The 21,595-nt window shown below is 60.4% G+C and carries 18 protein-coding genes; 10 read left to right on the forward strand and 8 right to left on the reverse strand.

Going from position 1 to position 21,595, the window contains the following annotated elements:
• Positions 1-16: 16 nt before the first annotated feature.
• From atpA to ACXR0M_RS00720, 10 genes are all read left to right on the forward strand, one after another.
• Positions 17-1,561 (forward strand): F0F1 ATP synthase subunit alpha, encoded by a 1,545-nt coding sequence (gene atpA / locus ACXR0M_RS00675; protein ID WP_041073579.1) that lies wholly within the window; start codon positions 17-19, stop codon positions 1,559-1,561.
• 50 nt (positions 1,562-1,611) lie between these two features.
• Positions 1,612-2,472 carry a F0F1 ATP synthase subunit gamma gene (gene atpG, locus ACXR0M_RS00680; protein ID WP_007954161.1) on the forward strand — a complete coding sequence of 287 codons (861 nt, stop codon included), beginning with the start codon at positions 1,612-1,614 and terminating at the stop codon, positions 2,470-2,472.
• Positions 2,473-2,499: 27 nt separating this feature from the next.
• Complete coding sequence (atpD, locus tag ACXR0M_RS00685; protein ID WP_007954162.1) at positions 2,500-3,876, forward strand: F0F1 ATP synthase subunit beta; 1,377 nt, start codon at positions 2,500-2,502, stop codon at positions 3,874-3,876.
• A 45-nt stretch (positions 3,877-3,921) separates the two neighbouring features.
• Entirely contained in the window at positions 3,922-4,347 is a 426-nt protein-coding gene (locus tag ACXR0M_RS00690; protein ID WP_007954164.1) for a F0F1 ATP synthase subunit epsilon, read from the forward strand.
• A 117-nt stretch (positions 4,348-4,464) separates the two neighbouring features.
• The gene (glmU, locus tag ACXR0M_RS00695; RefSeq protein ID WP_458828999.1) at positions 4,465-5,832 is read left to right on the forward strand and encodes a bifunctional UDP-N-acetylglucosamine diphosphorylase/glucosamine-1-phosphate N-acetyltransferase GlmU; all 1,368 of its coding nucleotides are present in this window, start codon (positions 4,465-4,467) and stop codon (positions 5,830-5,832) included.
• A gap of 155 nt (positions 5,833-5,987) precedes the next feature.
• Positions 5,988-6,764: a DeoR/GlpR family DNA-binding transcription regulator gene (locus ACXR0M_RS00700; protein WP_458829000.1), complete on the forward strand. Its 777-nt coding sequence runs from the start codon at positions 5,988-5,990 to the stop codon at positions 6,762-6,764.
• 2 nt (positions 6,765-6,766) lie between these two features.
• Entirely contained in the window at positions 6,767-8,599 is a 1,833-nt protein-coding gene (gene glmS, locus ACXR0M_RS00705; protein WP_458829002.1) for a glutamine--fructose-6-phosphate transaminase (isomerizing), read from the forward strand.
• 77 nt (positions 8,600-8,676) lie between these two features.
• On the forward strand, positions 8,677-9,603 hold the full coding sequence (locus ACXR0M_RS00710) for a LysR family transcriptional regulator (RefSeq protein ID WP_458829004.1): 927 nt from the start codon (positions 8,677-8,679) through the stop codon (positions 9,601-9,603).
• Positions 9,604-9,705: 102 nt separating this feature from the next.
• On the forward strand, positions 9,706-10,332 hold the full coding sequence (locus ACXR0M_RS00715) for a glutathione S-transferase family protein (RefSeq protein ID WP_458829006.1): 627 nt from the start codon (positions 9,706-9,708) through the stop codon (positions 10,330-10,332).
• A 45-nt stretch (positions 10,333-10,377) separates the two neighbouring features.
• Positions 10,378-12,408: a pyridoxamine 5'-phosphate oxidase family protein gene (locus ACXR0M_RS00720; protein WP_458829008.1), complete on the forward strand. Its 2,031-nt coding sequence runs from the start codon at positions 10,378-10,380 to the stop codon at positions 12,406-12,408.
• Between the two features lie 116 nt (positions 12,409-12,524).
• On the opposite strand, the gene ACXR0M_RS00725 is transcribed toward ACXR0M_RS00720, so the two are convergent.
• Genes ACXR0M_RS00725 through ACXR0M_RS00760 form a run of 8 tightly spaced genes read right to left on the reverse strand, consistent with a single transcriptional unit; the run spans position 12,525 to position 21,509 of the window.
• A complete protein-coding gene (locus ACXR0M_RS00725; protein WP_458829010.1) occupies positions 12,525-13,655 on the reverse strand; it encodes a glycosyltransferase family 4 protein in 1,131 nt (376 codons plus the stop codon).
• Positions 13,656-14,786 carry a glycosyltransferase family 4 protein gene (locus ACXR0M_RS00730; protein WP_458829012.1) on the reverse strand — a complete coding sequence of 377 codons (1,131 nt, stop codon included), beginning with the start codon at positions 14,784-14,786 and terminating at the stop codon, positions 13,656-13,658.
• Positions 14,770-16,137 (reverse strand): glycosyltransferase family 4 protein, encoded by a 1,368-nt coding sequence (locus tag ACXR0M_RS00735; RefSeq protein WP_458829014.1) that lies wholly within the window; start codon positions 16,135-16,137, stop codon positions 14,770-14,772. Before ACXR0M_RS00735 ends, ACXR0M_RS00730 begins: the two co-directional genes overlap by 17 nt.
• Complete coding sequence (locus ACXR0M_RS00740) at positions 16,134-17,387, reverse strand: ABC transporter ATP-binding protein (protein ID WP_458829016.1); 1,254 nt, start codon at positions 17,385-17,387, stop codon at positions 16,134-16,136. The genes ACXR0M_RS00735 and ACXR0M_RS00740 overlap by 4 nt, the downstream gene beginning before the upstream one ends.
• Positions 17,387-18,184, reverse strand: a complete 798-nt coding sequence (locus ACXR0M_RS00745) for an ABC transporter permease (RefSeq protein WP_458829018.1) — start codon at positions 18,182-18,184, stop codon at positions 17,387-17,389. The genes ACXR0M_RS00740 and ACXR0M_RS00745 overlap by 1 nt, the downstream gene beginning before the upstream one ends.
• Positions 18,184-19,626 (reverse strand): mannose-1-phosphate guanylyltransferase/mannose-6-phosphate isomerase, encoded by a 1,443-nt coding sequence (locus tag ACXR0M_RS00750; protein WP_458829020.1) that lies wholly within the window; start codon positions 19,624-19,626, stop codon positions 18,184-18,186. The genes ACXR0M_RS00745 and ACXR0M_RS00750 overlap by 1 nt, the downstream gene beginning before the upstream one ends.
• 3 nt (positions 19,627-19,629) lie before the next feature.
• Complete coding sequence (gene gmd, locus ACXR0M_RS00755) at positions 19,630-20,598, reverse strand: GDP-mannose 4,6-dehydratase (RefSeq protein ID WP_458829022.1); 969 nt, start codon at positions 20,596-20,598, stop codon at positions 19,630-19,632.
• Entirely contained in the window at positions 20,595-21,509 is a 915-nt protein-coding gene (locus tag ACXR0M_RS00760; RefSeq protein WP_458829024.1) for a GDP-mannose 4,6-dehydratase, read from the reverse strand. Before ACXR0M_RS00760 ends, gmd begins: the two co-directional genes overlap by 4 nt.
• Positions 21,510-21,595 lie beyond the last annotated feature (86 nt).

The following is a 21,595-nucleotide window of genomic DNA, read 5'->3' on the forward strand; positions in this document are numbered from 1 at the left end:
AAGGGGCAGCAGAGCAATGCAGCAACTCAATCCTTCCGAAATAAGTGAAATTATCAAGGGCCGCATCGAAAAGCTCGATGTGACCTCCCAAGCCCGTAACGAAGGCACTGTCGTCAGCGTATCTGACGGCATCGTGCGGATTCACGGTCTGGCCGACGTCATGTACGGCGAGATGATCGAGTTTCCGGGCGGCGTCTACGGTATGGCCCTCAACCTGGAGCAAGACTCCGTAGGTGCCGTTGTACTGGGCGCATACACCAGTCTGGCTGAAGGCATGAGCGCCAAGTGCACCGGCCGCATCCTCGAAGTTCCGGTTGGTAAGGAACTGCTGGGTCGCGTAGTCGACGCACTGGGTAACCCTGTTGACGGCAAAGGTCCACTGGGCAACACCGAGACCGACGCGGTCGAGAAAGTTGCACCGGGCGTGATCTGGCGTAAGTCGGTAGACCAGCCTGTACAGACTGGCTACAAGGCTGTCGATGCCATGATCCCTGTCGGCCGTGGCCAGCGTGAGCTGATCATCGGTGACCGTCAGATCGGTAAAACCGCTCTGGCGATCGACGCGATCATCAACCAGAAAGACAGCGGCATTTTCTGCGTCTACGTGGCAATCGGTCAGAAGCAATCGACCATCGCCAACGTGGTTCGCAAGCTGGAAGAAAACGGTGCACTGGCTAACACCATCATCGTTGCAGCGAGCGCTTCGGAATCTGCAGCACTGCAGTTCCTGGCTCCGTACTCCGGTTGCACCATGGGTGAATTCTTCCGCGACCGCGGTGAAGACGCGCTGATCGTTTATGACGATCTGTCCAAGCAAGCAGTGGCTTACCGCCAGATTTCCCTGCTGCTGCGCCGTCCACCAGGCCGTGAAGCTTATCCAGGCGACGTGTTCTATCTCCACTCCCGTCTGCTGGAGCGCGCATCCCGCGTTTCGGAAGAGTACGTAGAGAAGTTCACCAACGGCGCAGTGACCGGCAAAACCGGTTCCCTGACCGCACTGCCGATCATCGAAACCCAGGCTGGCGACGTTTCCGCGTTCGTTCCGACCAACGTGATTTCCATCACTGACGGTCAGATCTTCCTGGAATCGGCCATGTTCAACTCGGGCATCCGCCCTGCAGTGAACGCCGGTGTTTCGGTATCCCGTGTGGGTGGTGCCGCTCAGACCAAGATCATCAAGAAGCTGTCCGGTGGTATCCGTACCGCTCTGGCTCAGTACCGTGAACTGGCGGCATTCGCCCAGTTCGCTTCTGACCTGGACGAAGCGACCCGCAAGCAACTTGAGCATGGTCAGCGCGTTACCGAGCTGATGAAGCAGAAGCAATACGCACCAATGTCGATCGCTGACATGGCGCTGTCGCTGTATGCCGCTGAGCGTGGGTTCCTGACTGACATTGAAATCGCCAAGATCGGCAGCTTCGAACAAGCGCTGATTGCTTTCTTCAACCGCGATCACGCCGATTTGATGGCCAAGATCAACGTTAAAGGTGACTTCAATGACGAAATCGACGCTGGCCTCAAAGCCGGTATCGAGAAGTTCAAGGCCACCCAAACCTGGTAAGCCGCAGCGGGAGCCGCAAGGCTCCCGCTTGCTAACCTGATAGGTGTTACATGGCAGGCGCAAAAGAGATTCGCAGTAAGATTGCGAGCATCAAAAGCACGCAAAAAATTACCAGCGCCATGGAAAAAGTGGCGGTCAGCAAAATGCGCAAGGCACAAATGCGCATGGCTGCTAGCCGTCCTTATGCGGAACGTATCCGCCAGGTAATTGGGCATCTGGCCAACGCCAACCCGGAATACCGCCACCCGTTCATGATCGACCGTGAAGTAAAGCGCGTCGGTTATGTCGTAGTGAGCAGTGACCGTGGTCTGTGCGGCGGCTTGAACACCAACCTGTTCAAGGCCCTGGTCAAGGACATGGCGGTAAACCGCGAAAACGGCGTCGAGATTGATCTGTGTGTCGTGGGTAGCAAGGGTGCGGCCTTTTTCCGCAACTTCGGCGGTAACGTCGTTGCAGCTATCAGCCACCTGGGTGAAGAGCCGTCGATCAATGATCTGATCGGCAGCGTCAAGGTGATGCTGGATGCCTACCTGGACGGCCGTATCGACCGCCTGTCCGTGGTATCCAACAAGTTCATCAACACCATGACGCAACAGCCTACCGTGGAGCAGTTGATTCCACTGGTGGCGACCCCGGATCAGGAACTCAAGCACCACTGGGACTACCTCTACGAACCAGACGCCAAAGAGCTGCTTGACGGCTTGATGGTGCGCTACGTGGAGTCGCAGGTGTACCAGGCGGTGGTCGAGAACAACGCGGCTGAACAGGCTGCGCGGATGATCGCGATGAAGAACGCTACCGACAACGCCGGTGATTTGATCAGCGATTTGCAGCTGATCTACAACAAGGCGCGTCAGGCTGCGATCACCCAAGAGATCTCGGAAATCGTCGGCGGCGCTGCCGCGGTTTAACGGTTCAAATATTCAGAGGATCCAGCTATGAGTAGCGGACGTATCGTTCAAATCATCGGCGCCGTTATCGACGTGGAATTTCCACGCGACAGCGTACCGAGCATCTACGACGCCTTGAAGGTTCAAGGCGCCGAAACCACTCTGGAAGTTCAGCAGCAGCTGGGTGACGGCGTGGTTCGTACCATTGCGATGGGCTCCACCGAAGGCTTGAAGCGCGGTCTGGACGTCAACAACACTGGCGCAGCCATCTCCGTACCGGTCGGTAAAGCGACTCTGGGCCGGATCATGGACGTACTGGGCAACCCGATCGACGAAGCTGGCCCGATCGGCGAAGAAGAGCGCTGGGGTATCCACCGCGCCGCTCCTTCCTTCGCAGAACAGGCGGGTGGCAACGAGCTGCTGGAAACCGGCATCAAGGTTATCGACCTGGTCTGCCCGTTCGCCAAGGGCGGTAAAGTCGGTCTGTTCGGTGGTGCCGGTGTAGGCAAAACCGTAAACATGATGGAACTGATCCGTAACATCGCCATCGAGCACAGCGGTTATTCCGTGTTCGCCGGTGTGGGTGAGCGTACTCGTGAGGGTAACGACTTCTACCACGAGATGAAGGACTCCAACGTTCTGGACAAAGTGGCACTGGTTTACGGTCAGATGAACGAGCCGCCGGGAAACCGTCTGCGCGTAGCCCTGACCGGCCTGACCATGGCCGAGAAGTTCCGTGACGAAGGTAACGACGTTCTGCTGTTCGTCGACAACATCTATCGTTACACCCTGGCCGGTACTGAAGTATCCGCACTGCTGGGCCGTATGCCTTCGGCAGTAGGTTACCAGCCGACCCTGGCTGAAGAGATGGGCGTGCTGCAAGAGCGCATCACTTCGACCAAGCAAGGTTCGATTACTTCGATCCAGGCCGTATACGTACCAGCGGACGACTTGACTGACCCGTCGCCAGCGACCACGTTTGCTCACCTGGACGCCACCGTCGTTCTGTCCCGTGACATCGCTTCCCTGGGTATCTACCCGGCGGTAGACCCACTGGACTCGACTTCGCGTCAGCTGGATCCGAACGTGATCGGCAACGATCACTACGAAACCGCTCGCGGCGTTCAGTATGTTCTGCAGCGCTACAAAGAGCTGAAAGACATCATCGCGATCCTGGGTATGGACGAGCTGTCGGAAGCCGACAAACAGCTGGTTAACCGTGCTCGTAAGATCCAGCGCTTCTTGTCGCAGCCGTTCTTCGTGGCTGAAGTCTTCACCGGTGCTTCGGGTAAATACGTTTCCCTGAAAGACACCATTGCTGGCTTCAAAGGCATCCTCAACGGTGACTACGACCACCTGCCAGAACAAGCGTTCTACATGGTTGGCGGCATCGAAGAAGCGATCGAGAAAGCCAAGAAACTGTAATCCCGGCGCCCGGCAACGGGCGCTAATTTAGGTTGAGGCAATCAGATGGCTATGACAGTCCATTGCGATATCGTCAGCGCGGAAGGGGAAATCTTTTCCGGCCTGGTCGAGATGGTGATTGCGCACGGTGCACTGGGTGATCTTGGTATCGCTCTGGGTCACGCGCCGCTGATCACTAATCTCAAGCCGGGTCCGATCCGCCTGATCAAGCAAGGCGGGGAAGCCGAGGTGTTCTACATCTCCGGTGGTTTCCTCGAGGTTCAGCCGAACATGGTCAAGGTTCTTGCCGACACTGTGCAACGCGCCGCCGACCTGGATGAAGCTCAGGCTCAGGCAGCTCTCAAGGCTGCCGAAGCTGCTCTGCATGAGAAGAGCGCAGATTTCGATTACGGAGCTGCGTCCGCACGTCTGGCCGAGGCTGCAGCTCAGCTGCGCACCGTCCAGCAGATCCGCAAGAAGTTTGGCGGTTAATCCGTCAGCCGCTTGTTGTGCGATTGATAAAAAAGGGTAGCCTCGGCTACCCTTTTTTCTTTTCCGATTTATACACTCCGGTCGCAGTTGCTGACCGCCCAGGATTGGTAGCCAGTCATGTCTCTCGAAATCGTTATTCTCGCGGCCGGTCAAGGCACTCGTATGCGTTCGGCACTGCCGAAGGTTTTGCACCCGGTTGCCGGCAACTCCATGCTGGGTCATGTTATCCACAGCGCGCGACAACTCGATCCACAACGCATTCATGTGGTGATCGGTCACGGCGCTGACGTGGTGCGTGAACGTCTGGCCGCTGATGATCTGAATTTCGTCCTGCAAGACAAACAACTGGGTACCGGCCACGCCACCGCCCAGGCTGTGCCGTTCATCAAAGCCGATACCGTGCTGATCCTCTACGGTGACGTGCCACTGATCGAGGTCGAAACCCTGCAACGCCTGCTCAAGCATGTCGTGCCGGGACAGATGGGGCTGTTGACCGTCGAGTTGGAAGACCCGACCGGTTATGGCCGGATTGTGCGCGACGCTGACAACAAGGTTGCAGCCATCGTCGAGCATAAAGATGCCAGCGAGGCCCAGCGCGCAATCACTGAAGGCAACACCGGAATCCTCGCGGTCCCGGCCAATCGTCTGGCCGACTGGATGAGCCGCCTGTCGAACAATAACGCGCAGGGTGAGTACTACCTGACCGACGTGATCGAAATGGCGGTCAACGATGGTCTGGTGGTGGCCACCGAGCAGCCGCACGATCCGATGGAAGTGCAGGGCGCCAATGATCGCAAGCAATTGGCGGAACTGGAGCGGCATTACCAGTTGCGCGCCGGCCGCCGCCTGATGGCGCAAGGTGTGACTCTGCGCGACCCGGCACGTTTCGATGTGCGTGGCGAAGTGACTGTCGGTCGCGATGTACTGATTGACGTTAACGTGATTCTGGAAGGCAACGTCGTGATTGAAGATGACGTGGTGATCGGCCCGAACTGCGTGATCAAGGACAGTACCCTGCGCAAAGGTGTGGTGATAAAAGCCAACAGCCATATCGAAGGTGCAATTCTGGGCGAAGGCAGTGATGCCGGTCCGTTCGCCCGTTTGCGTCCGGGCACGGTGCTGGAAGCTCGCGCCCATGTGGGTAACTTTGTCGAACTGAAAAACGCCCGCATGGGCGAGGGCGCCAAGGCCGGGCACCTGACCTATCTGGGCGACGCCGAAGTCGGTGCACGGACCAACATTGGCGCGGGCACCATCACCTGCAACTACGATGGCGCCAACAAGTGGAAAACCGTGTTGGGCGAAGATGTGTTTATCGGTTCCAATAACTCGCTGGTCGCGCCTGTGGATATCTCTTCCGGTGCGACCACTGCGGCGGGCTCGACCATCACTCAGAATGTGGATAACGCGCAGTTGGCTGTGGGCCGTGCGCGGCAACGAAACGTGGATGGCTGGAAGCGGCCGGAGAAAATCAACAAGGGTTGAGTCCACAGCAGTTTGAAGATCAAAAGATCGCAGCCTTCGGCAGCTCCTACAGAGAGGGTTGAGGGATGCGATTTTTTTTGCGCGTTGGCTTGACGATGAATGAGCAATAGGTTTTGATTGCTTCCGTTATCTTTCGAATCGAAACTTAAGCACCCATGTCGAAACGCAATACGCCCCAGCGCCGGCACAATATCCTTGCCTTGCTCAATGAGCAGGGTGAAGTCAGCGTGGATGAACTGGCCAAGCGCTTCGAAACCTCGGAAGTTACGATCCGCAAGGATCTGGCTGCGCTGGAAAGCCATGGCCTGTTGCTGCGTCGTTATGGCGGGGCAATCACCATGCCGCAGGAATTGGTCGCGGAATCCGGTCACAGCGTCTCGAAGTACAAGCAGGCGATTGCTCGCGCCGCGGTCAAACGTATCCGTGAGCACGCGCGCATCATCATCGACAGCGGCAGCACCACCGCCGCGATGATCCCTGAGCTTGGCCAACAGCCGGGTCTGGTGGTCATGACCAACTCGTTGCACGTCGCCAATGCCCTGAGTGAACTTGAACACGAGCCGGTGTTGCTGATGACCGGCGGCACCTGGGACCCGCATTCCGAGTCCTTCCAGGGCCAGGTGGCGGAGCAGGTACTACGCTCTTACGACTTTGATCAGTTATTTATCGGCGCCGATGGCATCGATCTGGTGCGCGGCACCACCACGTTCAACGAACTGCTCGGCCTCAGCCGGGTGATGGCCGAGGTGGCGCGCGAAGTGATCGTGATGGTCGAAGCCGACAAGATCGGTCGCAAGATTCCTAATCTGGAGCTGCCATGGAGCAGCGTCCATACCCTCATTACCGATGATCGCCTGCCACAAGAGGCCCGCGATCAGATTCAGGCCCGCGGTATCACCTTGATTTGCGCGGCTGTCAGTCAGGAGAAATAAGCATGTGTGGAATTGTCGGCGCAGTTGCTGAACGTAATATCACTGCCATCTTGCTCGAAGGCCTCAAACGCCTTGAGTACCGCGGCTATGACAGCGCCGGTGTGGCGGTATTCACCAATGATGAAAAGCTCGAGCGCATGCGGCGTCCGGGCAAGGTCAGCGAGCTGGAAGCCGCACTGGCCGAGCATCCACTGGTCGGCCGACTCGGTATCGCGCACACCCGTTGGGCAACCCACGGCGCGCCGTGCGAGCGCAACGCCCACCCGCATTTCTCCGGCGACATTGCCGTGGTGCATAACGGCATCATCGAAAACCACGAAGCCCTGCGCGAACAGCTCAAGGCGCTGGGTTACGTGTTTTCCTCGGACACCGACACCGAGGTCATCGCCCACCTGCTGAACCACAAGCTCAAGGATCAGCCAGATCTGACCGTTGCCCTCAAGGCGACCGTCAAGGAGCTCCACGGTGCCTACGGTCTGGCCGTGATCAACGCCCATCAGCCTGACCGTCTGGTTGCCGCGCGCAGTGGCAGCCCGCTGGTGATCGGCCTGGGCCTGGGCGAAAACTTCCTCGCCTCCGACCAGTTGGCCCTGCGTCAGGTCACTGACCGTTTCATGTACCTGGAAGAGGGCGATATCGCCGAGATTCGCCGCGACAGCGTGCAGATCTGGGATGTGAACGGCAAAGCCGTCGAGCGCCAGACCGTGCAGTACAGCGATGGCGCCGAAGCTGCCGATAAAGGTGAATACCGCCACTACATGCTCAAGGAAATCCACGAGCAGCCGTCCGTGGTCCAGCGCACCCTCGAAGGTCGTCTGAGCCCGAATCAGGTGCTGGTGCAGGCTTTTGGTCCACAGGCTGCTGAACTGTTTGCCAAAGTGCGGAATGTGCAGATCGTCGCCTGCGGTACCAGCTACCACGCCGGTATGGTCGCGCGTTACTGGCTCGAAGAGTTGGCCGGTATTCCGTGCCAGGTCGAAGTCGCCAGCGAATTCCGCTATCGCAAGGTGGTGGTGCAGCCGGACACCCTGTTCGTCACCATCTCTCAGTCCGGCGAAACCGCCGACACCCTGGCCGCGCTGCGTAATGCCAAGGAACTGGGCTTCCTCGCCAGCCTGGCAATCTGCAACGTCGGCATCAGCTCGCTGGTGCGTGAATCCGATCTGACCCTGCTGACCCAGGCCGGCCGCGAAATCGGCGTCGCCTCGACCAAAGCCTTCACCACGCAACTAGTCGGCCTGTTGCTGTTGACTCTGTCGCTGGGTCAGGTGCGCGGTACCCTGGGCGCAGGCGTCGAAGCCACGCTGGTGGAAGAACTGCGTCGCCTGCCGACCCGTCTGGGCGAAGCGCTGGCCATGGACAGCACGGTGGAAAAGATCTCCGAACTGTTCGCCGAGAAAAACCACACGCTGTTCCTCGGCCGCGGTGCGCAATTCCCGGTGGCGATGGAAGGTGCCCTGAAGCTCAAGGAAATCTCCTACATCCACGCCGAAGCCTACCCGGCCGGCGAACTGAAGCACGGCCCGCTCGCCCTTGTGGATAACGACATGCCGGTGGTCACTGTGGCGCCGAACAACGAACTGCTGGAAAAGCTCAAATCCAACCTGCAGGAAGTCCGCGCCCGTGGCGGCGAACTGATCGTGTTTGCTGACGAGAAGGCCGGGATGACCAATGGCGAAGGCACTCACGTGGTGCAGATGCCGCATATCCACGACGTCCTTTCGCCTATTCTCTATACCATCCCGTTGCAGCTGCTGTCGTATTACGTTGCTGTGCTCAAGGGGACGGACGTGGATCAGCCGCGCAACCTGGCGAAGTCGGTGACCGTGGAATAAGTTATCCACAGCTGACATAGACCCCCAGAAAATCGCAGCCTCGGCTGCGATTTTTCATATCTGACTCAAGGACATCCATGGACCGCTTCCAGGAAATGCAGATCTTCGCCGCCGTGGCCCAGGAACAAGGCTTTTCGGCGGCATCGCGGCGCCTGGGCTTGTCAGCGGCGAGTGTCACCCGGGCGGTGGCGGCGCTGGAGCAGCGTATCGGTACGCAATTGCTGATCCGCACCACGCGCAGTGTGCATCTGAGCGAAGCGGGTCAGCGTTACCTGGAAGACTGTCGGAGGATTCTCGCCGAGGTGCAGGAAGCCGAGGATTCCGCTGCAGGCAGTCATGCCCAGCCCCGTGGGCAATTGACAGTGACCGCGCCGGTATTGTTCGGCGAGCTGTTTGTCACGCCGCTGATGGCTGCTTATCTGACGCAATACCCGGACGTTTCGATCAATGCACTGTTGGTTGATCGGGTGGTGAGCATGGTCGAGGAGGGCATCGATGTCGCGGTGCGCATCGGTGACTTGCCGGACAGCAATCAGCACGCGATTCGGGTCGGCGAGGTGCGGCGGGTGATCTGTGGTTCGCCGAAGTACCTGGCGGAGTATGGTCGTCCCGAGCATCCACAGGCATTGGCCGGGGCGCCGGTGGTGGCGACCTCGTCGATCGGCCAGTTGCGCAGTTGGCCCTTTCTGGATCAGGGCGAAGCGATCAGCGTGCGGCCCGAGCCCAGGCTGGTGGTGACTGCCAATCAGGCCGCGATCGTCGCTGCCTGCCTGGGGTTGGGGCTGACCCGGGTGTTGTCCTATCAAGTCGCCGACAAGGTGGCCGCAGGCGAGCTGGAAATTGTCCTCGCCGAGTTTGAACTGCCGCCGCTGCCGATCCATGTGGTGTATCAGGGCGGGCGCAAGGCGCCGGCTCGGGTGCGCAGCTTCGTTGATCACGCGGTGAAGGCGCTGCGCGAGCATCCGGCGTTGCAGAACGCTGCGTTATTTCATCAGGTGAAATAATCGATTGCGATTGCTGGTGATTCTGTTGCCGTGAGGATGGGTGGAAGATGGCCCCCATCGGTGCTGCCATCCCGAACAGCGCCACCTCCAGCGGAGTCGACCATGCAAGCGATCAAACTCTACAACTTCCCGCGTTCCGGCCATGCTCATCGCGTCGAGTTGATGCTGTCCCTGCTGCAACTGCCCACCGTATTGATCTTCGTCGATCTGGCCAAGGGTGAGCACAAGCAACCTGCGTATTTGGCAATCAACAGCTTTGGCCAAGTGCCGGCGATCGATGATGGCGGCGTGGTGCTGGCCGATTCCAACGCGATTCTGGTGTATCTGGCGCAGAAATATGGCCAGGGTCGCTGGCTTCCAGCTGATCCGGTCGGCGCCGCACGGGTACAGCGCTGGTTGTCGGCCGCCGCTGGGCCGATTGCCTTCGGACCTGCTGCAGCGCGATTGGTCACAGTGTTCGGTGCACAGCTGAATGCTGAAGAGGCGATCGCTCGTGCGCACAACTTGCTCAAGGTGATGGACGTCGAGCTGGGCCAAACCGCGTATCTGGCTGGCGATGAACCGACCATCGCTGACGTTTCCGCTTACAGCTACATCGCCCATGCACCGGAAGGCAACGTGTCGCTCGCTGAGTACGGCAATGTTCGCGCCTGGCTGGCGCGGGTCGAAGCCTTGCCCGGTTTTGTCGGCATGCCGCGCACCGTCGCCGGTCTGCAAACCAGCGCCTGATTTTCGCAATCCACACTGTGCCGCCGGTACAGGGGAGAGGTCGTGATGGAACGTTCACCGTGGCACGCTGGCGAGCAACAGTTACAGGCGCATGTCGGGGTTGCCGAGCGCATGGAAGCCTTCGGGCGTAAGGTGATTCGCAGCTGGATGCCGGATCAGCACCGGGCGTTCTATCAGCAGTTGCCGTTTCTGTTGTACGGCGCGGTCGATGCGGATGGGCGGCCGTGGGCCAGTGTGCTTGAGGGCGCACCGGGGTTCGCCCAGTCGCCCGATCCGCAGCATTTGCATTTCACCACTCAGGTGGCTGCCGATGACCCGGCGCAACTGCGCGATGGCGAGCCAATCGGTCTGCTTGGTATCGAGTTGCACACCCGGCGGCGTAACCGTCTTAACGGGCATGTCAGCCATCTCGGCGCTCAGGGTTTTGCGGTGAGCGTGGATCAGGCCTTTGGCAATTGCCCGCAGTACATTCAGTTGCGGCAGTTTCAGCGTGTGCCGCTGACGGATCCGCAGACACGTCCGGCTAAGTATCTGACCGCTCTCGATGACGCGGCCACGGCGCTGATCGCCGGCGCTGATACGTTCTTCGTCGCCAGTTACGTGGAGGACGACGGCCAGCGTGCAGTGGATGTTTCCCATCGCGGCGGCCAACCCGGTTTTGTAAGGGTGGAAGGTAATCGCCTGACCATTCCTGATTTTGCCGGCAACCTGCATTTCAATACCCTCGGCAACCTGCTGCTCAACCCGCGAGCGGGGTTGCTGTTCATCGACTTTTCCACAGGCGATGTGCTGCAGTTGAGCGGTCGTACCGAGATCATCCTTGATGGGCCGCAGATCGAAGCGTTTCAGGGCGCCGAGCGCCTGTGGACGTTCGAGGTGGAGAAACTGGTGCGGCGTCCGGCGGCGCTGGCCTTGCGCTGGCGCTTTGACGGCATGTCGCCGACCAGCCTGCTGACCGGTACCTGGGCGCAGGCCGACGCACGTTTGCAGGCCAAAGCCTTGGGTGACAAATGGCGACCATTGCGGGTGACCCGCATCGAGCGGGAGAGCCAGCATATCCGCTCGATCTATCTGCAACCGGACGACGGCGCCGGGATGCCGGTATTCCAGGCCGGACAGCATCTGCCGCTGCGCTTTACGCTGAATGGCGAAACCCATATCCGCACCTACAGCCTGTCGAGTGCGCCGTCGGATGATTTCCTGCGCATCAGCGTCAAGCGCGAAGGCCTTGTTTCCGGTCATTTGCACCAGCAGATCCGCGTCGGCGATGTGCTCGAGGCGCGGGCGCCGCAAGGGCATTTCACGGTGGCGCCGCTGGAACAACGGCCGCTGGTGCTGTTGGCGGCGGGTGTCGGCATCACGCCGTTACTGTCGATGCTGCGCGAGGTGGTGTATCAGGGCCTAAGGACGCGGGGGATTCGTCCGACGTTGTTGCTGCAGAGTTCGCGCAGTCTGGCGGATCAGCCGTTTCGCAAGGAGCTGGATCATCTACTCGAAACCGCCGGCGGCGCAGTGCGAGTCCTGCGTTTGCTCAGCCAACCGGAAGCTGATCTGCAAGAGGGCGAGGATTTTGATCTGCCGGGCCGAATTGACGGCACGGTGCTGAGGAACCTGCTGGATGCCGAGGATTTCGATCAGCTCGACTTCGTGCTCTGTGGTCCCGGTGGTTTTACCCAAGGGATCTACGACATCTTGCGTGAACTGGACGTGCGCGATGCGCAGATTCATGCGGAAACCTTTGGCCCCTCGACACTGAAGCGTCAGGCCGATCCGGACGCCATCGTCATCGAACAACCGCCCGCCGCGACCACGTCGGTACCGGTGATGTTCGAACGATCGGCCAAAGAGGCCCGTTGGCAACCGGATGGCGGCAGTCTGCTGGAGCTGGCGGAAAGCCGCGGTCTGCGCCCGGAGTTCAGTTGCCGCGGTGGTTCGTGCGGCACCTGCAAGACTCGTCTGATCAGTGGCGCAGTGAATTATCCACAGCCCCCGGCGGACATGCCGGAAGAAGGGCAGGTGCTGATCTGCTGTGCGGTACCGGCGCAGAGTGAACAATTGCTGGTGCTGGATCTGTAAAAAGCCCCCTGTAGGAGCCGCCGAAGGCTGCGATCTTTTGACCTTGTTTTTAAAGATCAAGATCAAAAGATCGCAGCCTTCGGCAGCTCCTACAGGGATTGGGTTTCGGCCTGAGGTCAGGCGTAGGACAGGGCTTTTTCCTCCAGCAACTCCTGATACAGCTCGTTCCACTTGCGGCCCATTTCATCGGCGGTGAACAACTGACGATAGCGCGCCTCCGCTTTCACCCCCATGGCTGCCGCGCGCTCCGGGTTTTCCCACAGGGTGCGCATCGCCTCGCGAAACGCCTGTGGATGACTTGGTGGCACCACCAGCCCGGTTTCGTTGTGGATATTGATGTAGCTGGTGCCGGTGCCGATCTCGCTGGAGATCATCGGTTTGCCGTACATCGCGCCTTCGAGCAGGGAAATGCCGAACGCTTCGGAACGCAGGTGCGACGGGAACACGATGGCGTAGCTCAGTTGCAGCAGGGCAACCTTGTCTTCATCACCCAGGCGCCCGAGGAAGTGGATATTGCGCAGGCCCAGGGCGGCGGCCTGAGCGTGCAGCTCCATTTCCAGCGGCCCGGCGCCAACGATCACCACCGGATAGTCCACGTCCTGCAAGGCGTCCAGCAGAATGTGCAGGCCCTTGTAATAACGCATGACCCCGACGAACAGAAAAAACTTATCCCCAAGTTGCTGGCGCCAGCGATTCATGCGTTCGCGGTCGGCCTGTGGATAACCGGCCTTGTTCAAACCGTAGGGAATCACCCGGGTCTTGTTCTGGAACTGCTGCAACACGTCGCTGGTGTGCAGGTAGTTCGGCGAGGCCGCGACGATCCGGTCGGCGCTGGCGAGGAAGCGGTTCATCAATGGCCGATACAGTTTGAGCAGATGCTTTTGGCGAATGATGTCCGAGTGGTAGGTCACCACGCTTGGTTTGTTCATGCCGCTGGCGAAATGCACCAGGTCCATGAACGGCCACGGGAAGTGGTAATTGATTACGTCGGCTTCGGCGGCCAGCTCGCGAAACTGTTTGAACACGCTCCAGGAGAACCCGGTGGAGGCGAACTGAATGTCGAGTCCGGCGCGGTGCACTTCGTGTTGGCCCAGTTTCACTACCGGCGGTGTCGGGGCGGCGCTGAGGGTCAGTACCTGGCCGTCGATGCCGTGCTGCGCGCCACTTTCGCACAGCTGGAAGATGACTTGCTCGATACCGCCGACCGAATCAGGCAAATAGGTTTTGAAGAAATGGAGCACGCGCATTCAGCCTCCCATGGCCTGGCGGTAGGCACCGGCGGTGGCCTGTGCACAACGTTCCCAGGAAAATAGCCGCGTCCGGTGCAATCCGGCTTCTCGGCAGGCCTGCCAATGTGCGTGATCGTCGATCAGGCGCAGCAGCGCATCGCGCAGGCCGTGTGCATCGTCAGGTTCAATATAGTTGCCGGCCGCGCCAGCGACTTCCGGCATGGCCGAAGACCGGGTCAGGATCACCGGAGTGCCGCTGGCCATGGCTTCCAGCACCGGCAGCCCGAAGCCTTCATACAGCGAGGGAAACACCAGCGCCCGGGCGCCGGCGAGCAGTTGCGCGACGTTTTCATCGGGCAGATAGCCGAGCAGGCAAACGTGCCCCGAGGCCAGGCCCTGGCGCAGTTCGTCGCTGAACTGGTTCTGTTGCCAGCCGGCCATGCCGACAATCAGCAACGGGAAGCGCTGGCGCACAGCTTCCGGCAGCAGCGCGTGGGCACGCAGGGCGAGGTTCAGGTTCTTGCGCGGTTCGAGGGTGCCGACACACAGGAAATATTCGCCCGGGGCAACCGCATGAGCCTTGAGCACCGTGTCGATCGCATGCGCCTTCCGAGGATGAAAGCGTTCCGCTACTCCCAGTGGCGCCACCACAAAACGCTCGGCCGACAGACCGAAATGGGCTTGGGCTTCGTCGGCAATCGCCTGCGAATCGGTGATGATGCGCTGTGCCTGCTGTACGCCAGCGCTCAGGCGCCGTTCGATTTCCTTGAGACGCGCTAGCGGTTGGGTGTCAGGGAAATGCAGGTGCGTCAGGTCGTGCAGGGTGATCACTGTCGGGCCGTCGAAGGCCAGCGGCCACAGGCTCGGTTCGTGATACAGATCGATGCCGCGCGCGCGACCTTGATCGAAGCGTTTCTGCTCCAGCCAGCGTCGCGCCTGATAGGCCCCGGGGATCTGCCGCAGCAGCGGCGTCAGACGCGAATAACCGGGCATCGCCGCTTCCGGCAGAACCGAACTCCAGCCCCAGCCGTGGAACAACGCGATGTCGATATCGGTATCACTGCGCAACGCCTTCACCAACTCGGCCACGTAATGGCCGATTCCGGTTCGGGGCGCCTGCAGGATCCGGGCATTAAGGGCAATGCGCATGCGGCCTCGCTGACGCCAATGGCGCTTGCACCGTATGGCGCACGATGCGTTCGGCCAACTGCGCGCTCGCCTCGCGCCAGCCGATCCAGCGCCAGTCCGCCACATCGCGGGCGGCCGGGAACTGGCCACTTTGCAGGAACCGGCTGATCAAGTCGGCGAGACTTTGCGGATCCTGCAAATCGAAATAAGCCATGAACTCGCCGCCTATTTCCCGGAACACCGCTATGTCACTGCCCATTGCCGGCAAGCCGCGCTGCATCGCCTCGACCAGTGGCAGGCCGAAACCTTCGACGAAGGACGGAAATACCAGTGCCTGGGCATGGGCGTAGGCGTGTTCGAGGCTGGTGTCGCTCAAGTCGTTGAACATGAACAGGCGGCGATTCAATTCCGGATGACTGCGCACCCGGGCGAGCAGGGCATCGCACTTCCAGCCGATGCGACCGGCTATGCACAGCCGCGCCGGGGAGCCGGCAGCCCAGGCCAGTTCGAAGGCATCGAGCAGGTACGCGTGGTTCTTGCGCGGCTCGATGGTACTGACCATCAGGAATACCGGCTGCGGTGCACTGAACAGCTGTTGCAGGCGAGCATCGACGCTGGCGCCGGCGCTGCGCAGATCCAGTTCGGAACCGAGGTGGAAATAGTCGAACCAGCGTTGTTCGGCCTGTGCCGCGCCGATCCGTTGCTGCAGTTCGGCACGCACCTGATCGCGTACCGTCGCGGAAATGGCCATGTAGCCGTCGGCCGTGCGCGTGATCCAGTCGAACCATTCGCCAAAGACCTGCACCAGCCGGGCGTCATAAAACTGCGGGTGGGTCAGCGGTATCAAGTCGTAGATGACCGCCACAATACCGACGCCCTCGCGCTTGAGCTGTTCGGCGTGGGGGAAAAAGTCCGAATGCCAGGACGAATCCAGCAGCACCAGTTGATCGCCTGGCTGATGCTGCAAGGGTTCACAGCGTTTGGGCAGTTGATGGCGGTTGATCCGCTCGATCAGCCGCAAGGGAACGCCAAACGCCGCGAACGCGCTCAGTCGGTAGCCGACGTACAACAGGCGTCGTGCGGTTTTGGCCTGTAGCCGGCTGTCCAGACGCTGATGCCACTGCCAGAGGCGGTGTGCGAGGCGCTCCAGCCGTTCGCCGAATGTCACGATGGTGTTAAACAGCGGCGAGTCCAGCGGAGCCAGGCGCGTGACCCGATAGAGCCGGCCCCTGAGTGAAATGACCGGCAGGCACTCGACATCCCCCACCCGTTCGGGCAGTTGCGTGATGACGTTGCGCACCACCCGTTGAATACCGGAGTTGATCTTCGGGTGTTTGAAGACATGGGTGCATTCCACCAGCAGCCGCGTCATGGCGCACGCTCGGTCAGCGCTGCCTGGGTCTGGCGGGTAATCGAGGTCGTGGCGTTGAGCCAGGCACAGCCGACAAAATCCTCCTGACGGTTGTTGATCACCTGAAACACCAGGCCGTAATCGCGCCATTCGAAGTTGCGGTCCAGGTGCGAGTCCAGCCGCGACAGGCTCAGCGATACCGAATAGTTGCCCTTGCCCAGGCCCATGACGAAGGCGAAGCGATAGGTGAAGCGTTCGCCGGCGCGCAGGTCGGTCAGGGCCTTGTTCAGGCGATGGGTGTTGATGCCATACATCATCTGGCCCAGACGGTCCTTGAGAATGAAGCCCAGTACGAGCCGTTCGATGTCCTGACGGACTTCAACCTGCACCTCCAGCACCACCGGCTGACCGACCTCGACCGCATCAATGGCGCGGTCCTGTTCGTCCAGCAGGCGCACGCTGAGAATCCCGGCCTCGCCGGTGCCGGAGATGGTCTGGACTTCGCCGCCGGCGAGCATTTCCTGGCGCACCACCTGGCCCTCGCGTTCGGCCATCAAGGCGTTGTAATAGTCGAGGACCACTTCCGGTTTGTCGTACATGGCCATGTGGCCATCCTTGAGCAGGATCGCCGAATCGCAGATCGACTGGATGGCCGAGCGGTCGTGGGAGACGATCAGCAGGGTGGTGCCGGCCTTGCGAAAGCTGCGGATGCGTTCGAAGCTCTTGTGCTGGAAGTAGGCGTCACCCACCGACAGGGCCTCGTCGACAATCAGAATGTCCGGGCGCCGTGCGGTGGCGACGCTGAAGGCCAGGCGCATCTGCATGCCGCTGGAGTAGGTGCGGACCGGGTGGTCGATGGCGGCGCCGATTTCCGCGAAGTGTTCGATGTCCGGCATCAGTGTTTCGATTTCGCCGACCTGCATCCCCAGCAGTTGTCCGGCCATGATTGCATTCTGGCGGCCGGTGAAGTCCGGATGAAAGCCCATGCCCAACTCCAGCAGCGCCGCCACGCGGCCCTCAAGTTCGATCGAGCCGCAGGTGGGTTGAGTGGTGCCGGTGATCATCTTCAGCAAGGTGCTTTTACCCGCACCGTTGGCACCGACGATACCTACGGCCTCGCCGGGTGCGATCTGGAAGCTGACATCCTGCAGCACCCAGTGCGGCTGGTGGCGCACCGGGGAAAACGGGATCAGCCATTCCGCCAGGCGACTCCAGCGTGTCGGATACTGTTTGTAGGCTTTGCCCAGGCCCGTAACGCGTATAAGTCCCATCAGAGTTCATCCACCATTTCACCGACACGTTGGCGAAACAGACGCAGGGCGATCAGACACATCACCAGCGCGACGATGAACACCGGCAACAGCGAGCTCCAGACAGGCCATTGCCCATACAGGAACAGGTTCTGATAGCTGCCGATCAGTTGGGTCAACGGGTTGAGTTGCAGCAGTCGCTGCACCCATTCCGGGAGAATGGTGACCGGATACACGATCGGCGTCAGCCAGAACCAGAATTGCAGGCAGATGGCGAAGAGCTGGCCGACGTCGCGAAAGAACACGTTCAACACGCCGAGGATCATGCCCAGACCGGCGCAGAACAGCATCTGCAGGGCAATCAGCGGGACCAGCGCCAGCAGCGCCACGCCCGGCCAGCGTCCGCTGATCAATAAAAACCCGAGGAACAGACCAATGATGATGGCGAAATTGATCGCCGCATTGCACAGCACGATTACCGGCAGGCAGATGCGCGGGAAGCTGATTTTTTTCAGCAGGTTGGCGTTGTCCAGAAACATGGTCTGGCTGCGCAGGGTGATTTCCGAAAACATTCCCCAGGCCAGCAACCCGGCGCACAGATAGACGCTGTAGGCCATGCTGTCATCCACGCCCGGCAGGCGGGCGCGCATGATGTGCGAAAAAATCACGGTGTAAACGATGATCATCGACAGCGGGTTGAACACCGGCCACAAGGCACCAAGCAATGAGTTGCGATAACGCGCTTGAAACTCTCGCTGCACGCTGCCGAGGATGAATCCGCGATAGCTGCGCAGCGAGCGGTACAGGGAAAACAGCATCAAACCGTCCTGCCGTATTGGTCTTCGAAACGCACAATGTCGTCTTCACCCAGGTATTCGCCGCTTTGCACCTCGATGATCACCAGGTCGATCACTCCGGGGTTCTCCAGACGATGCTTGTGCCCGGCGGCGATGAACGTCGATTCGTTCTTGGCTACCAGATGCGTACCGCTGCCGTTGTTGGTGACTTTGGCCATGCCCTCGACCACCACCCAGTGTTCGTTGCGGTGATGGTGCATTTGCAGCGACAGTTTGCCACCGGGCTTGACCACGATGCGCTTGATCTTGAAGCGCGGACCTTCTTCGAGCACGGTGTAGGTGCCCCATGGACGGCTCACCGTACGGTGCAGGCGATAGGCTTCGTGGGACTTGTCCTTGAGCTGTTTGGCGACGCGCCGCACATCCTGGGCGCGGTCGGCATGCGCCACCAGTACCGCGTCGGCGGTATCGACCACGATCAGGTTATCCACACCCACGGCCGCGACCAGACGGCTTTCGCTGTGCACGAAGTTATTGTGGCTGTCGATAAAGATCGCTTCGCCGCTGGCGCGGTTGTTCTCGGCATCGGCCGGTATCAGCGCCGCGACCGCGCTCCAGGAACCGATGTCGCTCCAGTCGAAACCGGCGGGCACCACCACGACTTTTTCCGAGCGTTCCATCAAGGCGTAATCGATGGAGATGTCGGTGATCTCGGCAAACAGCACCGGTGACAGTTCCTGTTGCAGGCAGCCGACGGTTTCCACCGGGGCACTGGCTGCCATGCACGCGCGGGTCTGCTCCAGCAGCTCGGGAGCATGCAATTGCAACTCGTTGATCAGGGTCGCGGTGGTGAAGCAGAACATACCCGAGTTCCACAGGAAGTTACCGCTTTCCAGGTAATGCGTTGCGGTTTGCAGATCGGGTTTTTCCACGAAACGCTGGACCTTTGCCGCGCCTTTGGCGTCGAGAGGCGCGCCGGTTTCGATGTAGCCAAAGCCGGTTTCCGGGGCGGTCGGCAGCACACCGAAGGTCACCAGATAACCGTCCTTCGCCAGATTCACTGCGTGTTCAACGGCGCCCTTGAGGGCTTGCTGATTAACGATCAAATGGTCGGCGGGCATCACCACCATGATCGCGTCGTCGCCATGCAGTGCCTGCAACGACAGCGCTGCCGCCGCGATGGCCGGCGCCGTGTTGCGCCCGGTCGGCTCCAGCAGAAAATGCCCGCGATGGCGCGACACCTGGGCCGCACAGTAGTGATCCTTGCTCTGAAAGTAGTACTCGCGATTGGTCACCGTGACGATATCGCCCCAGCCGTCCAGCAGCGCGGCGGCGCGCTGATAGGTCTTGCCCAGCAACGACTGGCCGTCGGGCAGGGTCATGAACGGCTTGGGATGGCCTTCACGGGACACCGGCCACAAACGCGTGCCGGCGCCGCCGGACAGAATCACGGGAATCAGCATGCCCTACTCCTTGGCGACGCGTTTCATGTCCGCATCCATCATCATGCGGATCAGGGTGTCGAGGTCGGTTTTCGGTTTCCAGCCCAGCACGCGCTGTGCCTTGGCCGGGTTGCCGAGCAGCACTTCGACTTCGGCCGGGCGGAAGAACGCCGGGTCGATCTTCACGTAGTCGCGGTAGTTCAGGCCGACGTGATCGAAGGCGATGCGGCACATCTCGCGCACGGTGGTGGTGACGCCGGTGGCGACCACGAAATCGTCAGGCTTGTCCTGTTGCAGCATCAGCCACATGGCTTCGACGTAGTCGCCGGCAAAGCCCCAGTCGCGTTTGGCGTCGATGTTGCCCAGGGCCAGTTCCTGCTGTTTGCCCTGCTTGATACGGGCGGCGGCGTCGGTGACTTTTCGGGTGACGAATTCGATGCCGCGCAGCGGCGATTCGTGGTTGAACAGGATGCCGCTGCAGGCGTGCAGGTTGAAACTTTCGCGGTAGTTGACGGTAATCCAGTGGCCGTAGAGTTTGGCCACGCCGTAGGGGCTGCGTGGATAGAACGGCGTGTTTTCGTCCTGCTGCTCAGCCTGGATCAGGCCGAACATCTCACTGGTCGAGGCTTGATAGAAGCGGGTGTGCGGGCTGAACTGGCGGATCGCTTCAAGCAGATGGGTCACACCCAGGCCATCGACGATGCCGGTGGTCACCGGTTGATTCCAGGAGGCGGCGACGAAGCTTTGCGCAGCGAGGTTGTAGACCTCGTCCGGCGCGGACTGGATGACCGCACGCTGCACCGAGCAGGCATCGGCCATGTCTCCGTCGAGATAGACAATGTCGGCTTCGACACCCATCTCGCGCAGACGCCAGCGCGAATCGCTGCTGCGCCGTGCGACCAGGCCGTAAACCTTGTAGCCCTTGTCGAGCAGCAGTCTGGCCAGATAAGCGCCGTCCTGGCCGGTGATCCCTGTGATCAGTGCACTTTTCATTCTTGTCGTACTCGCTGCTCCCAGTCGGACAGGATCGCCCGCAGGGATTGTTGTGTTGTGATTTTCTGCGTCCAGCCGGTGGTCTGGACCAACCTGGCGTGACTGCCGCAAACGCGACGCTGATCTGCACGACGCATGCGCGCCGGGTCCTGCACCAGTTGCAGGTCGATTTCGGCAAGGTCGGCCATTTGTTCGATCAGACTGCGGATGCTGAGCTCGTGGCCCGAGCAGATGTTGTAGACCTGGCCCGGCGTGCCTTTTTCCAGCAGTGCGAAGTAAGCCGAGAGCACATCCTCGACATCGAGGAAGTCGCGCGTGACATCAATATCGCCGACTTCCAGTCGGGGTGCCTGCAGGCCTTGCTTGATGCGGTTGATCTGGCGGGCAGCGCTGGCGATGACAAAGTTGTCTTTCTGGCCGCTGCCGATGTGGTTGAACGGCCGCGCCACCAGCACCGGCCAGCCTTCGCTCAAGCCCCATTGCAGGCTGAGGAACTCCGCCGACAGTTTGCTCACTGCATAAGGATTGCGCGGGCAGGGCGCCTGATGTTCGGTGATGGGCAGGGCGCTTTCGGCCACTTGCCCATAGACGTCGCCGGAGCTGACATACAGGAACTTCCCCTGAAATCCGCGCGCCTTGAGCGCTTGCAACAGATTGAGGGTGCCAAGCAGATTGATCTCGAGAGTGCGGGCCGGATCGCGGAAGGCTTCGGGAACGAAGGTCTGCCCGGCCAGGTGAATCACCGCGTCGGGCAGTTCTGGCCACAGGTCGACGAGGCTGGCCGCCGCCGTGAGATCGTAAGGTGCAGGCGCGGATAGCAGTTCCCACGTCGAGTCAGGCTTGGCCAGATGCGACTGGATATGTTGTCCCACGAACCCGCTGATGCCCGTGACGAACAGACGCTTTTTCAAACAGCGACCCCTTGGTCTTGAACCTTCGCCACTTTCCCACAGGTGTTGAGAAGAAGTCTGTCAGGCCGGATGAAAAGATCGACATG

This window comes from Pseudomonas sp. Eth.TT006, assembly GCF_054456575.1.